11 protein-coding genes are annotated in these 14,956 nt (G+C 73.2%); 10 read left to right on the forward strand and 1 reads right to left on the reverse strand.

Features of this window, described 5'->3' with window-relative positions:
* Window positions 1-313: 313 nt before the first annotated feature.
* Window positions 314-1,756 carry a glyceraldehyde-3-phosphate dehydrogenase gene (locus tag ACFU6K_RS11655; RefSeq protein ID WP_380662373.1) on the reverse strand — a complete coding sequence of 481 codons (1,443 nt, stop codon included), beginning with the start codon at window positions 1,754-1,756 and terminating at the stop codon, window positions 314-316.
* A 267-nt stretch (window positions 1,757-2,023) separates the two neighbouring features.
* Between ACFU6K_RS11655 and ACFU6K_RS11660 the strand changes: the two genes are divergently transcribed.
* The 10 genes from ACFU6K_RS11660 to ACFU6K_RS11705 all read left to right on the forward strand — a co-directional run.
* Entirely contained in the window at window positions 2,024-4,159 is a 2,136-nt protein-coding gene (locus ACFU6K_RS11660; protein WP_380662382.1) for a UvrD-helicase domain-containing protein, read from the forward strand.
* Between the two features lie 125 nt (window positions 4,160-4,284).
* Window positions 4,285-4,764 carry a GreA/GreB family elongation factor gene (locus ACFU6K_RS11665; protein WP_380662374.1) on the forward strand — a complete coding sequence of 160 codons (480 nt, stop codon included), beginning with the start codon at window positions 4,285-4,287 and terminating at the stop codon, window positions 4,762-4,764.
* Between the two features lie 262 nt (window positions 4,765-5,026).
* Window positions 5,027-6,331: an MFS transporter gene (locus ACFU6K_RS11670; RefSeq protein ID WP_380662375.1), complete on the forward strand. Its 1,305-nt coding sequence runs from the start codon at window positions 5,027-5,029 to the stop codon at window positions 6,329-6,331.
* Window positions 6,319-7,218 carry a formate dehydrogenase accessory sulfurtransferase FdhD gene (gene fdhD / locus ACFU6K_RS11675; RefSeq protein ID WP_380662376.1) on the forward strand — a complete coding sequence of 300 codons (900 nt, stop codon included), beginning with the start codon at window positions 6,319-6,321 and terminating at the stop codon, window positions 7,216-7,218. Before ACFU6K_RS11670 ends, fdhD begins: the two co-directional genes overlap by 13 nt.
* Window positions 7,219-8,139, forward strand: a complete 921-nt coding sequence (locus tag ACFU6K_RS11680; protein ID WP_380662377.1) for a LysR family transcriptional regulator — start codon at window positions 7,219-7,221, stop codon at window positions 8,137-8,139.
* Between the two features lie 169 nt (window positions 8,140-8,308).
* On the forward strand, window positions 8,309-10,651 hold the full coding sequence (locus ACFU6K_RS11685) for an FdhF/YdeP family oxidoreductase (RefSeq protein WP_380662378.1): 2,343 nt from the start codon (window positions 8,309-8,311) through the stop codon (window positions 10,649-10,651).
* 468 nt (window positions 10,652-11,119) lie between these two features.
* Window positions 11,120-12,769 carry an NRAMP family divalent metal transporter gene (locus tag ACFU6K_RS11690; RefSeq protein WP_380662379.1) on the forward strand — a complete coding sequence of 550 codons (1,650 nt, stop codon included), beginning with the start codon at window positions 11,120-11,122 and terminating at the stop codon, window positions 12,767-12,769.
* Window positions 12,770-12,846: 77 nt separating this feature from the next.
* Window positions 12,847-13,230, forward strand: coding sequence for a winged helix-turn-helix domain-containing protein (locus tag ACFU6K_RS11695; RefSeq protein ID WP_049656267.1), 384 nt, complete (start codon window positions 12,847-12,849; stop codon window positions 13,228-13,230).
* Window positions 13,231-13,303: 73 nt separating this feature from the next.
* Window positions 13,304-13,768 (forward strand): hypothetical protein, encoded by a 465-nt coding sequence (locus tag ACFU6K_RS11700; RefSeq protein ID WP_380662380.1) that lies wholly within the window; start codon window positions 13,304-13,306, stop codon window positions 13,766-13,768.
* Window positions 13,769-13,884: 116 nt separating this feature from the next.
* Window positions 13,885-14,956, forward strand: a 1,072-nt coding sequence (locus tag ACFU6K_RS11705; RefSeq protein ID WP_380662381.1) for an ABC transporter permease subunit, incomplete at its 3' end; no start/stop codon positions are given.

Below are 14,956 nucleotides of genomic sequence, written 5' to 3' on the forward strand. Positions count from 1 at the left end.
AAACACACTAAACCCGCGCGGCCGGACCCGACACCTAAGAAACCGCCGACGAAGCCGCGGACGAGCCCGCGGCCGCCGCCCCGCCCGCGCTCTTCGACGACCCCTCGGAGGAGCACCCCGTCAGCACACCCGTCAGCACCCCGGCCGCCGCCACCGCGGCGAGCACCCGCCGACCACCCATCCCGATCACCCTCCCCAGTCCTGTCAGTGACCCCTCAAGATAGCGACCGCCCCGCCCGCGAACGCCGACGGGGCGGCGACCCGTCGGTCACCGCCCCGCCGTCCTGCTCCGTCGTCCTGCCCTACCGGTGGATCAGACCGCCGGAACCGGGTAGGTCGGGTACTCGACGCCCGAGATGTACTGGACGACCCGGATCACCTGGCACGAGTAGCCGAACTCGTTGTCGTACCACAGGTAGAGGATCGCGTTGTCGCCCTCGACCTTGGTCGCGCCGGCGTCCACGATCGAGGCGTGGCGCGAGCCGATGAAGTCGCTGGAGACGGCGTCGGGCGAGTCGGTGAAGTCGATCTGGCGCTTCAGCGGCGAGGTCAGCGAGACGTTCCGCAGGTACTCCAGGACGTCCTCGCGGTTGGTCTCCCGCTTCAGCTGGAGGTTGAGGATCGCGATGGAGACGTCCGGCACCGGGACACGGATCGAGCTGCCGGTGATCTTCGCCTGGAGGTCCGGCAGGGCCTTGGCGACGGCCGAGGCGGCACCGGTCTCGGTGATCACCATGTTCAGCGGCGCCGAGCGGCCGCGGCGGTCGGCCTTGTGGTAGTTGTCCAGCAGGTTCTGGTCGTTGGTGAACGAGTGGACGGTCTCCACGTGCCCGCGGACCACGCCGTACTCGTCCTCCATCGCCTTCAGCGGCGGGACGATGGCGTTGGTGGTGCAGGAGGCGCAGGACAGGATCTGCTCGTCCGGCTTGATCGTGTCGTGGTTCACGCCGTGCACGATGTTCGGGACGTCGCCCTTGCCCGGCGCGGTCAGCACGACCTTGGCGATACCGGGGCGCAGGTGCTTCGACAGGCCCTCGCGGTCGCGCCAGCGGCCGGTGTTGTCGATCAGGATCGCGTCCTTGACCCCGTACTCCGTGTAGTCGACCGTGGTCGGGTCGTCGGAGTAGATCACCGTGATCTCGTTGCCGTTGGCGATGATCTTGTTGTTCGCCTCGTCGACGGTGATCGTGCCCTGGAACTGGCCGTGGATGGAGTCACGGCGCAGCAGCGAGGCGCGCTTGACCAGGTCGTCGCCGCCGCTGTTGCGCACGACGATCGCCTTCAGCCGCAGGCCGTTGCCCGAGGCCTTCTCGACCAGCAGCCGGGCGACCAGCCGGCCGATGCGGCCGAACCCGTACAGCACGACGTCCTGCCCGGACCGGCGCTCCAGCTTGTTCTCACCGGTGGCGCCGACGACGGCCTGGGCGGTGAACTCCGCCACCGACAGGCCGCGGTCGTCCGCCTTGTACGTCGCGGCGAGCATGCCGAGGTCGATCTGCGAGGGGCCGAGGTCCAGGGCGGTCAGGGCCTCAAGGAACGGCATCGTCTCGGTGACCGAGAGCTCCTCGCCGGCTATCTGCCGGGCGAAGCGGTGCGTCTTGAGGATGCTGACCACCGACTTGTTCACCAGGGACCGGCTGTGGAGCAGAACGGTGACGTCCCGCTCCCGGTGCAGCCGCCCGATGATCGGGATCATCGACTCCGCGATCTCCTCGCGGTTCTTCCAGTCCGTGAACACGTCGTCGTTGACAGTCACAAGTCCATCTTTCGAGCTGAGGGTGTTGCCCACATGGTAGCTTCGCCCGCCCGCGCCCCGACCGCCGGTCCCTCCCCCACCCTCCCCGCCCGAGCCCCCGACCTGCGCTTTCCCCCCACCCCCACCCCCGAAGGTGATCACCGCCACCCCCGATCCGACCACCCGTCGGGCGGCCCGGCGTGAGTGATCATCCGGGCCAGTACAGTGAAACGCACGGCCCGGGCGGACGGGCACGGGCACGAGGGGGCCGGGGTGGCGACGCTGGGCATGCACCGGGACTTCCTGATGGAGTTCGCGGCGCTGGAGAAGCCGGTGCAGCGGCGGGTCTTCGAGACCTTCGAGAAGTTCACCGAGGCCACCCACACCGGCGTGCACCTGGAGAAGCTCACCAACCAGCGGGACCCCCGGATCCGGACCATCCGGATCACCGACTTCTGGCGCGGGGTCGTCCTCAAGGCCGACCACGGCGACGGCTACCTCCTGCTGAAGGTCCTTCCGCACGACAAGGCCAACGACTGGGCGGTCAAGCACCGGGCCTCGGTGAACGCCGCCACCCAGGGCGTCGAGATCCGCAACGACGTCGCGCTGGAACGGGCCTCCCGGTCGCTGAAGGCGCTGGCCGCCGACGAACCCCGCAGGCTCTTCGCCGACCGCTCCGACAAGGTCCTGCGCAGCCTGGGCGTCGACGAGGAGATCCTGCCGATCATCCGGCTGCTGCCCGACGAGGCCCACCTGGAGGCGCTCCACCGCGTGCTGCCGGAGCAGCAGTTCGACGTCCTGGTCGGCCTCGCGAGCGGGATGGAGCCGGCCGAGATCGATCGTGAGATCGTCCGGGCGTACGCCCGGGCGGCCGCCCCCACGAGCGCCGACCAGCCCGCCGGCGGGCTGGTCTCGGCGATGGCCCGCGCGCGCGGCCGGGTCGCCCTGGTGTCCGGGCCCGACGAACTGCTGGAGATCCTGGAACGCCCCTTCGACGCCTGGCGGATCTTCCTGCACCCGGCCCAGTACCGGGTCGCCTACCGGGAGTCGTACAGCGGGCCGGCCCGGGTGACCGGCGGCCCCGGGACCGGGAAGACGGTGGTGGCCCTGCACCGGGCCTACCACCTGGCCCGGCGGTTGCCGGCGGACGCGCCTGACGGATCGATTCTGCTGACCACCTCCTCCGAGGACCTCGCCGCGGAGCTGGAGCGCTGCCTCGCACTGCTCGTGACGGACGGACGGATCCGGGCGAAGGTCCGGGTGGTCACCGTCGACGCGCTGGCCGCCGAGGTCCTGCGGCACTCCCCCGGCGGCGCCCCGTCGAAGGTCCTCTTCCAGCAGCACCCGATCCTGGCCCGCTGGGGACGGGTCGCCCGCCGGCTCGGCGTCGGGTTCACCGACCTATTCCTCGACCAGGAGTGGCGGCAGGTCGTGCTGGCCCAGTCGGTCGGGAGCCGGGAGCAGTACCTGAAGGCACCGCGGTCCGGCCGGGGCAAGGCCCTCGGGACGCCGGAGCGGACCGAACTGTGGCGCGTGGTGGCCGCGTTCGAGGAGGAGCTGCGCCGGGCCGGGGAGTTGACGTACCTCCAGGTCTGCGCGCGGGCCGCGCGGATGCTCGACGAGCAGGGCGACCGCCCGTTCCGGCACGTGGTGATCGACGAGGCGCAGGACCTGCACCCCGTCCAATGGCGTTTCCTGCGCGCGCTCGTGGCCGCCGGTCCGGACGACCTGTTCCTCTCCGGCGATCCGCACCAGCGGATCTACGGGAACAAGGTCTCGCTGCGCTCGCTCGGCATCCAGGTGGTCGGCCGTTCCTTCCGGCTCCGGATCAACTACCGGACGACGCAGGAGATCCTCAGCTGGTCCGCGTCCCTGCTCACCGGCGAACGCCCGGACGACATGGACGGCGGGGAGGACTCGCTGGCGGGCTACCACTCGACCCTGCACGGCGCCCACCCCGACGTGTTCGGCCATCCCGACAAGGCCGAGGAGTTCCGGGCCCTCGTCGCCCGCGTCGAGGAGTGGACCGCCTCGGGCGTGAGCCCGGAGGACATCGGCGTCGCCGTGCGGACCGGACGACTCGGCCGCGAGGTCGCCCATGCCCTGGGACAGGCCGGGATCCCGGCCCACGTGCTCGGCGACCCGCCCTCCCCCGGCGTACGGGTCGGCACCATGCACCGGATGAAGGGCCTGGAGTACCGCTGCGTCGCCGTGGTGGGCGTCAGCGACGGCACGGTGCCCCTGCGCAGCGCGCTCACCCCGGCGGACACGGACCCGCTGCAGCACCAGGAGGACCTCACCGGCGAGCTGAGCCTGCTCTTCGTGGCGTGTACCCGCGCCCGCGAAGCCCTCAGCGTGTCCTGGCACGGCACACCCAGCGTCTTCCTCGAACCGATCGTCCCGGCGCAGCTGCTCGCCCGCTGACCCACGGCCCGCGGGGCCCGCTCCGGGTGGTCGACCGGCCCGGAAGTTGCCCGGGGGTGCGGGTGGTGGGGTAATGGGAGGCGGCCGGTGTTCGAGTGTGTGACGAGCAGCCCCGGGAGCTTGGGATGAGCGGTGGGCCGGAACCGATCAGTGCCGAGGGTCTGCGTGCGGTGCGGGAGGAATTGGCGCAGCTGCGGGTGGAGCGGGGGGAGGTGGCCGCGACGCTGCGCGGGGTGGAGCCGGGGGACCGGGCGGATGCGGCGGACGAGTTGCAGCGGGCGTCGGAGGTGGCGCGGCTGGACCGGCGGATCGTCGAGCTGGAGGCGCGGCTGCGGGAGGCCGAGGTGGCCGGGGAGCCGTCCGCGCGGGTGGTCGGGGTGGGGTCGACGGTGAACGTGCGGTTCGATGACGGCACGGAGGAGACCGTCGAGATCTCGGAGATCGCGGAGGAGCGGGACCTCACCCTGGTGACCTTCGACAGCCCGCTCGGGAAGGCGCTGCTCGGACGGCACGCCGGGGAGACGGTGAACTACGACACCCCGGCCGGCTCGGCCAGCGCGACGGTGCTGTCGGTGGGTGCCGACGGGGGCCCGCGGGCGGACTGAGGCGGCGCGGCGCGGCACGGTCTCGAATTCCGGCCGGAATTCCGGAGGAACGGGCCGGAGGAACGGGCCGGATGAACGGCAGGGATATCGGTGGATATCGGCTGGGCCGTTGATAGGCGGGACTTATCGGTTCAGTCGAGCTGCCTCTTTGACGTGCCGCGATGGCCTGCCGGACACTGGACGGGAATCAGGGGAGCGGCGAATTCGCAGCGAATTCCAGCCCCCGGAAAAGCACCCGAGAGAAACCGAGCAGAGCGCGCGCATGCCCCCGTCCCGCACCGCCCGCTGGCTCCCGGCGGCCGCCGCCGTCGCCGTCGCCGCCTGGGGCGCCAACCAGTTCACCGCGCTGGCCACCGTGTACCGGGCGCGCACCGACTGGTCGGCGCTCTCGCTGGCCGCGATGTTCTCGGTCTACCTGGTCGGCCTGGTGCCCGGGCTGCTGCTGGGCGGGCCCGCCGCCGACCGGTACGGCCGGCGGCGGACGGTGCGCGGCGCGCTGGGCCTGTCCGCCGCCGCCAGCGTCGTGCTGGCGCTGCCGGACGAGCCGTCCGTGTACGCCGCCCGGCTGGCCACCGGCTTCGCGGCCGGGCTGGTCTTCCTGGCCGGGACGGCCTGGCTGCGCGAGCTCTCCGGGCCCGCCGTCCCGCCCGAGCGGGCGGCCCGCCGGGCGATGTACGCCACCGGTACGGGCTTCGCGGCGGGCGCGCTGGCCTCCGGGGTGCTCGCCGAGTGGCTGCCCGGCCCGACGGTGCTGCCCGCCCTCGCCCACGCGCTGGGCTGCCTGCTGGTGCTGCGGGCCACCCGCGGGCTCCCGGAGACGAAGCCGGGGGCGAAGAGAGGGACGAAGGCGGAGAGCAGGCCGGAGAGCGCCCCGGGCCGCGGCACGCCCCCGCACCGCACGGCGGCCGTCCGCCACCCCCGGTTCCGCTACGTCGTGCTGCCCGCCAGCCCGGCCGTGCTCGGCGCCGCCACCGTGGCGTACGTGGTGCTGCCGCCGCTGGTCGCCGACCGGGTGCCCGGCTACGCCCCGCTGTTCAGCGGCCTGGTCGCGGCGCTGACCCTGGCCACCGGCGTGGTCGCCCAGCCCTTCGCCGCCCGGCTGGACGACGCGGACAGCGCCCGGGCCACCCTCACCGCGATGGCCACCGTGATCGCCGGGCTGCTGCTCGGCGCCGTCGCCGCCGCCCGCGACTCGGTGGGCCTGGTGGTGGCCGCCGCCGTGGTCCTCGGCACCGGGTACGGGCTGACGCTCGGCGCGGGGCTGCACGAGGTGGAGCGGCTGACCCCACCCTCCGGCGGCCCGACCTCCGCCTCGCTCTACCAGAGCACCACCTCCAGCGGCTTCCTCACCCCGCTGCTGCTCGCCGGCACCGCCGGCCACGCCTCCTACCCGGCGCTGCTGGCGGGCATGGCGGCCGTCGGCCTGCTCTGCCTGGCGGTCACCGCCGCCCACAGCCGCCGCCACCTGCCGGCCGGGGAGCGCCCGGAGCCGCCGACGCGCGAGGATGCATCCGTACAGTCCGTCGCCAGCACACCACCGAGGAGCCGACCGCCATGGGCCGAGTGACCGTACCCCGCAGAGTGCTGCGCCTGCGCCAGGGCGCGCCCTCGTACCGTCCCGACACCCTGGCCGCCGAGGAGCCGATGGAGATCCGGGTCGGCGGGCGCCCGTTGACGGTGACCATGCGCACCCCGGGCAGCGACTTCGACCTGGCGGCCGGCTTCCTGGTCAGCGAGGGCGTGGTGCACGCCGCCGGGCAGGTGGCTGGCATCCGCTACTGCGCCGGCGCCACCGCCGACGGCGGCAACACCTACAACGTGGTGGACGTCCGGCTCGCCGACGGTGTGCCCGCCCCCGACGCCTCGCTGGAGCGCAACTTCTACACCACCTCCTCCTGCGGCCTGTGCGGCAAGGCCAGCCTGGACGCGGTGCGCACCACCGCGCCGTGGAGCGTCGCCGAGGACGGGCTGCGCGTCACCCCCGCGCTGCTCTCCGCGCTGCCGGACCGGCTGCGCGCCGCCCAGAAGGTCTTCGAGAGCACCGGCGGCCTGCACGCGGCCGGGCTGTTCGACGCCGACGGGCGGCTGCTCTGCCTGCGCGAGGACGTGGGCCGGCACAACGCCGTGGACAAGGTGGTCGGCCACGCCCTGCGCGAGGGGCTGCTGCCGGCCCGCGGCACGGTGCTGATGGTCAGCGGCCGGGCCTCCTTCGAGCTGGTGCAGAAGGCCGTGATGGCGGGCGTCCCGCTGCTCGCGGCGGTCTCCGCACCGTCCTCGCTGGCCGTGGACCTCGCGGAGGAGACCGGGCTGACCCTGGTCGGCTTCCTGCGCGGCGAGTCGATGAACGTCTACACCCGCGCGGACCGGATCGACGTCGGCCCGGACGTCCGGATCGACGTCGGCCCGGACGTCCGAACCGACGCCGGGGCCGCCGTCCGGGAGGAAGGCCGGTAGATGCTCTTCCGCCAGCTGGAGTACCTCGTCGCGCTCGCCCGCGAGCGCCACTTCGCCCGCGCCGCCCAGGCCTGCCACGTCTCCCAGCCCGCGCTCTCCGAGGCCCTGCGCAAGCTGGAGGACGAGCTGAAGGTCCTGCTGGTGCGGCGCGGGCGCAGCTACCAGGGCCTGACGCCCGAGGGCGAGCGGATCGTGCGGTGGGCGCAGCGCATCCTGGCCGACCGGGACGCCCTGCGGGACGAGGTGGACGCGCTGCGCACCGGCCTGGCCGGACGGCTGCGGATCGGCTCGGTGCCGACCGCCTCGGGCGCCGTCCCGCTGCTCACCGGACCGTTCTGCGCCGCCCACCCGCTGGCCGCCGTGGAGCTGTCCACCGACCTGCGCTCCGACGAACTCCTGCGCCAGGTACGGAACTTCGAGATCGACGCGGGCATCACCTACCTGCCCGGACCGGGCGCCGACGACCTGCGCGCGCTCCCGCTGTACGAGGAGCGGTACGTCCTGCTGACCGGTCCGGCCGACGAGCTGGCCCGGCACCCCCGGGCGACCTGGGCGGAGGCCGCGCGGCTGCCGCTGTGCCTGCTGCACCCGGGCATGCAGGGCCGCCGGGTGCTGGACGAGGTGTTCGCGGGCCTCGGTCTTGAGGCGGCGCCCCGGGTCGAGACCGACTCGGTGGCCTCGCTCTTCGCCCACGTCCGCACCGGCCACTGGGCGAGCATCGTGCCGTACGCCTGGCTGCACGTGTTCGGCGTGCCGCACGGGATGCGGGCCGTCCCGCTGGCGGAGCCGGTGCACAGCGCGCCGATCGGGCTGGTGACCGCCGCCCGGGAGCCCGGTTCGGTGATGGCCCGCGCGCTGCTGGAGGTCGCCCGGCGCACCGAGGTGGCCGCCGTCCTCGACAGCCTGCCGGGCGGCGCCTGACCACCGGGCGCGCGGGGACCGCTCAGGGACCGCTCAGGGACCGCTCAGGGGCCGCTCAGGGACCGCTCGACGCGCGCGCCCCGACCGCTCGACGCGCGCGCCCCGACCGCCCGACGTAGCCTCGACCCAGCCCCGGTTGTCCGACCCCGTGCGACGGAAGGCGAGTACCGTGACCACCTCCGACGACGCCGCCACCACTCCCCCGCAGGAGCAGCCGCGGGAGCCACAGGAGCCGCGGGAGGACGTCGGCCCCTCCCCCGCCGGGCCGCCCCACGTCGCGCCGTACCACCACCCGGCCGCCGGCTGGGGCGCCGCCAAGAGCGTCACCCGCTTCCTGGCCCGCGAGGGCGCGTACCTGGACGGGCCGCGGGCGGTGATGCGGATGAACCACGAGAACGGCGGCTTCGACTGCCCCGGCTGCGCCTGGCCCGACGACACCAAGGGCCTGCACCTGGACATCTGCGAGAACGGCATCAAGCACGTCACCTGGGAGATGACCCGCAAGCGGGTCGGCCGGGAGTTCTTCGCCGCCCACTCGGTGACCGAGCTGTCCGGCTGGAGCGACTTCGCGCTGGAGGACCAGGGCCGGCTCACCGAGCCGATGGTCTACGACCCGGACACCGACCACTACGTCCCGATCGGCTGGAAGGACGCGTTCGCCCTGGTCGGCCGCACCCTGCGCGGGCTGGACGACCCGAACCGGGCCGCGTTCTACACCTCCGGCCGACTCGGCAACGAGGCGACCTTCCTCTACCAGCTGCTGGCCCGCGAGCTGGGCACCAACAACCTGCCCGACTGCTCCAACATGTGCCACGAGGCCAGCGGCCGGGCGCTGCAGGCCTCGCTCGGCACCGGGAAGGGGACGGTCGACCTCAAGGACTGGGAGGTCACCGACGCGCTCTTCATCCTGGGCGTCAACGCGGCCTCCAACGCGCCCCGGATGCTCACCTCGCTCGCCGAGGCGTACAAGCGCGGCGCGCAGGTCGTCCACATCAACCCGCTGGTCGAGGCGGCGGCGACCCGGACGATCATCCCGCACGACTTCACCGACATGGCGCTGAACCGGGCCACCCGCACCAGCACCCTGAACCTCCAGCCGCGGATCGGCGGCGACATGGCGCTGCTGCGCGGCATGGCGAAGGCGATCCTGGAGCAGTCCGCGGCCGACGACCGGGCGCTGGACCGGCTGTTCATCGACCGCCACACCACCGGCTTCGAGGCCTACCGCGACATCTGCCTGGCCACGCCCTGGGAGGAGATCGAGCGCCAGAGCGGGCTGGAGCGGGCGGACATCCTCAAGGCGGCCCGGGTGTACCGGGAGGCCGACCGCTCGATCTTCAGCTGGTGCCTGGGCGTGACCCAGCACGAGCACGGCGTGGACACCGTCCGGGAGATCGTCAACCTCCTGCTGCTGCGCGGCAACCTGGGCCGCGAGGGGGCGGGACCCTCCCCGGTGCGCGGGCACAGCAACGTCCAGGGCAACCGCACCTGCGGCATCGACCACCGGCCCGCCGCCGGGTTCCTGGACCGGCTCGCCGAGGTGTGCGGGATCGAGCCGCCGCGCGAGCACGGGCTGGACACCGTCGGCACGATCGAGGCGATGCGGCGCGGCGACGTCACGGTGTTCGTCGGCATGGGCGGCAACTTCGCGCTCGCCGCGCCGGACACCCCGTACACCCGGCAGGCCCTGGAGTCCTGCGAGTTGACCGTCCAGGTGAGCACCAAGCTGAACCGCAGCCACCTGGTGCACGGGCGGGCCGCGCTGATCCTGCCCTGCCTGGGCCGGACCGAGAAGGACCACCAGCGCGCCGGGGTGCAGTCCACCTCGGTCGAGGACTCGATGAGCATGGTGCACCTGTCGGTCGGCATGAAGCGCCCGGCCTCGCCGCACCTGCTCTCCGAGCCCGCGATCGTCGCCGGGATGGCCCGCGCGGCGCTGCCGGACAGCGCCACCCCGTGGGAGTGGTACATCGAGGACTACGACCGCATCCGCGACACCATGGCCCGGGTCCTGGACGGCTTCGAGGACTTCAACCGCCGGGTGCGGCTGCCGCTGGGCTTCCGGATCAAGCAGCCGGCCCGCGAGCTGGTCTTCGACACGCCCTCCGGCAGGGCCGAGTTCTCCGCCGCCCCGCTGCCCGACGTCGTGCCCGGGGCGGGCACCCTGGCGCTGGGCACGATGCGCTCGCACGACCAGTGGAACACCACCATCTACTCGGACGACGACCGCTACCGGGGCGTGAAGAACCTGCGCACCCTGGTGTTCATGAACCGGGACGACATGCGCGAGCGCGGCCTGGCCGAGTTCGACCGGGTGGACGTCACCAGCACCGCCCGGGACGGCAGCACCCGCTCGGTGCACGGCTACCTGGCCGTGCCGTACGACATCCCGCGCGGCTGCGCGGCCGGGTACATGCCGGAGCTGAACGTGCTGTGCGCGATCGGCGACTACAGCACCCAGAGCGACCAGCCGATCATGAAGCACCTGAAGGTGACGGTCACGAAGTCGTAGCCGGCGGGCCGGGGCCCGGAGCAACCGAAGCCCCCGGAGAAGGTAAAGGTTTAACCAAGTGCGCAAGTATCGCCTCCGGGCGGGGCTAAGCTCTGACGAGTTGGGGTGAACCGGCGGTCGCGTTGCGCGGGCCGGTGAACTCCTTGCCGCGTCGATGACACGCACCACGGGGTGCGCCGGCCGGGAGGAGGCGAGAGACATGGATTGCAGTAGTCCGGGCCACAGTTGCCCCTACCCCCGCTTGCCCTCGTACACCTCCGGCATGCGGTAACACCCTTCCCTGCACCTCGTCCTGACGATCCGTCAGCCACGACGTCCACGCCACGTCCGCACGCGGCTCCGCCGCGCCCGCACACCCCCGTACGGGCCGCGCAGCCGCGCGCCGATGCGCCGTGCCCGCTTGCAGGGAGCGCTGCCGCCTGCCTCCGAACCGCCCCGCCTGTCCGGGGCCCAGGGAGGAAACCCCCCATGACCACCCACGCCACTCTCAACTCGACGGTCCCCGAGCCGCGTTCGGCCGTCCTGGACGACGCCCACGTCGGCGACATCAAGGGTGCGCTCGGCACCATCCGGCTCGACGACACCACGCCCCGCCACGGCCTGTCGGCGCGGCTGAAGACCCTGCTCGCGGTCGTCGGGCCCGGCCTGATCGTGATGGTCGGCGACAACGACGCCGGCGCCTTCTCCACCTACGGGCAGGCCGGGCAGAACTACGGCACCCAGCTGCTGTGGACGCTGTTGATGCTGGTCCCGGTGCTCTACGTCAACCAGGAGATGGTGCTGCGGCTCGGCGCCGTCACCGGGGTCGGGCACGCCCGGCTGATCCTGGAGCGCTTCGGCAAGTTCTGGGGCGCGTTCAGCGTGATCGACCTCTTCCTCCTGAACGCGCTGACCCTGGTCACCGAGTTCATCGGGGTCACGCTCGCGGCCGGGTACCTCGGCCTGCCGAAGGCCGCCTCGGTGGTGCTGGCGGCCGGGATCATCATCGCCTCGGCCTTCACCGGCTCGTTCCAGCGCTTCGAGCGGGTCGCCGTGACGCTCTGCCTGGGCTCGCTGCTGCTGGTGCCGATCTACTTCATGGTCCACCCGAAGACCTCGCAGATGGCCCACGACTTCGTCGTCCCGAGCATGCCGGGCGGGTCCGGGCAGCTCGCGGCCGTGATGCTGGTGATCATCTCCATCGTCGGCACCACCGTGGCGCCCTGGCAGCTGTTCTTCCAGCAGTCGTACGTCATCGACAAGCGGATCACCCCGCGCTTCATGAAGTACGAGAAGGCCGACCTCTGGATCGGCATCGTGATCGTCATCGTCGGCGCCGCCGCCATGATGGGCCTCACCGCCGCCGCCTTCGCGGGCACCGACGGCTTCGGCCGGTTCTCCGACGCGGCCGCCGTCGCCCGGGGCATCGAGGACAAGGCCGGGCACCTGGCCGGCGTGCTGTTCGCGATAGCCCTGCTGGACGCCTCGATCATCGGCGCCTTCGCGGTGTCGCTGTCCACCGCGTACGCGATCGGCGACGTCTTCGGCATCAGGCACTCGCTGCACCGCGGGGTGAAGGGCGCCAAGGGCTTCTACGGGATCTACGCGGGCCTGGTGGTCGCGGCGGCGGCGATCACGCTGCTCTCCACCGACTACACCCAGGGCCTGATGACCCAGTTCGTCCAGGTGCTGGCCGGGGTGCTGCTGCCCTCCGCGACCGTCTTCCTGCTGCTGCTCTGCAACGACCGCGCGGTGCTGGGGCCCTGGACGAACGGGCCCAGGACCAACGCCTTCACCTCGGCGGTGGTCGGCGTCCTGGTGATGCTCTCGCTGATCCTCACCGCCGCCGTGGTCTGGCCGGACATCAGCTCCGGGACGATCCTGCGGATCATGGCCGGCTGCGGCATCGCCGGTGTGCTCGTCGCCGGGTACTTCTTCACCTCCGGGCGCCGCGGCACCAAGGAGGACCCCATCGACCGCACCGGCCGGGAGAACTGGCGGATGCCCCCGCTGGAGACCCTCGACAAGCCGGTGCTCTCCACCGCCCGCAAGGTCGGCATGGGCGCCCTGCGCGCCTACCTGCTGATCGCGATGGCGATGGTCGTCCTCAAGATCGTCCAGACCGCGCTGAACCACTGAGCCGACCGGCCCGGCGCACACCCTGTCCGCCGTCCCGTCCGCCCCGGCCGCCCAGCCCCCGAAGGAGCCCCTCCGCCATGGCCCTGCGCTACCCCAGGCTCGACGCCCTCTTCTCGGACCACCCCGCGCCCGCCCGGCGCCCGGCCCCGCGGCCGGCTCCCGCGCCCGGCCTGGTGGTGGACACCGAGCAGCGCACCGTCACCGTCGAGGGCCGCCCCGTCACCATGCCGTACCTGGAGTTCGAGCTGCTCGCCCACCTGGTCGGCAACCCGCTGCGGGTGCACTCCCGGCGCCAGCTGATGGAGAACGTCTGGGGCCGCCCGGACAGCGGCGACTCCCGCACCGTCGCCACCCACATCGCCCGGATCCGGCGCAAGCTCGGCCCCGGGCACCGGGAGGCGATCGCCACCGTCCGGCAGATCGGCTACAAGTACGACCCCCGGCTGGCCCGGACCGCCTGACGCCGGCGGCCGGGCCGACCGCCGGACCCCACCACCGAAGGACCCGACGACCGTCCGAAGGAGGACCCCCGCGATGACCCGAACCGCCCTGTTCCCCAGGACCGGCAGAGGGACCGCGCTGTGCGGCGTCCTACTGCTGATCACCGCCGAGGGCCTCGCCGTCGGCCTCGCACCCCACCCCCTGCGGCTCTTCCTGTCCGGCACGCTCATCGGCGCCTCGGTCGCCGGGCTGCTGCTCGCCCTGCTGCTGGCCGCCGGCCGGCGGCGGGCGGGCGCGGCGGCGGGCCCCGGGCCGTTCCGCGACGACGCCCAGTGGTTCAGTGCCCGCTCGCTGGACGGCTTCCCGATGGAGCAGGTCCGCCCGCTGCTGCTGGCCCCCGGCGCGCCCGGCCTGAGCCGGCTCTACACCGCCTGGGTGTTCGCCACCCACGGGCACGACCCGCAGTGGATCGCCCGGCACCTGGACCTGCCCGTCCGCACCGCCCGGCTGCTGGTCACCGCGGCCCGGCGGCACACCGGGGCCGCTCCCGCCCGGTAGGACCCGGCGGGCCCCGGGCTGCGGGCCCCGGGCAGCGGTCCCCGAAACGCGGGACGGGTTTGCGTACGGACGTACCGAGGGAGCAGACTGCCCGGGTTTGCGCCGGAGGTACCGCCATGACCCTGCCGAAGCCCGTCCCGGGCCGGTCCCGGAGCCCGCTCCCGGGCCTGTCCCGGGGCTCGCTGCCCGCCCGGACGGCGAGCCGCCTCGGCGGGCGGGTCTGGGTGGACCTGGTCGTCGCGGCCGCCGTGCTGGTGCTGCTCTACCTGGGGCTGCGCCTCGGCCAGGGCGGCACCCTCCGGTTCTCCACGGCCCGGGACGCGGCCGTCGACACCGACCCGGCCCGGCTGCCGTACGACGCCCTGCGCTCGCTGCTGCGGATGTTCGCCGCGCTCGCCGTCTCGGTCGTCTTCACCTTCGGCTACGCCTACGCCGCCGCCCGCAGCCGCCGGCTGGAGCGGGTGCTGATCCCGGCGCTGGACATCCTCCAGTCGGTGCCGGTGCTCGCCTTCCTGAGCGTCGCCGTCTCCGGCTTCCTCGCGCTCTTCCCCGGCTCGATGCTCGGCCTGGAATGCGCCGCCGTGTTCGCCATCTTCACCTCCCAGGCCTGGAACATGACCTTCGCCTTCTACCAGGCACTGGTCTCGCTGCCGCCCGAACTCGACGAGCTGTCCCGCTCGTTCGGGTTCAGCCGGTGGACGCGGTTCTGGAAGGTCGAACTGCCCTCGGGCATGATCGGCCTGGTCTGGAACGGCATGCTCGGCTTCGGCGGCGGCTGGTTCTTCCTGGTCGCCTCCGAGGCGATCACCGTGGACGGCCAGCGGTACGCGCTGCCCGGGGTCGGCTCGTACGCGGGCGCGGCCATCGCCGCCGGGGACCTCGGCCGGGTCGGCTGGGCGATCGCCACCATGGTGGTGCTGGTGGTCGGCGTCAACTTCCTGTTCTGGCGGCCGCTCACCGCCTGGGCCGAGCGGTTCAAGAACGAGCAGTCCGAGGCCACCGAGGTGCAGCGCTCGGTCGTGCTGGACCTGCTGCGCCGCTCCCGCCTGCCCGCCGCGCTCGGCCGGGCGCTGCGGCCAGTCGGACGGGCCCTGAACCGGGCCGGGCGGGTGTTCGGCACCGCCGACCGCCCGCCGGCCGTCCACCCCGGCCGGCGGCGGGCCGGGGACGTGGCCTTCGGCCTCGTCT

It is taken from the genome of Kitasatospora sp. NPDC057512, from assembly GCF_042802135.1.
Classification (GTDB): Bacteria; Actinomycetota; Actinomycetes; order Streptomycetales; family Streptomycetaceae; genus Kitasatospora.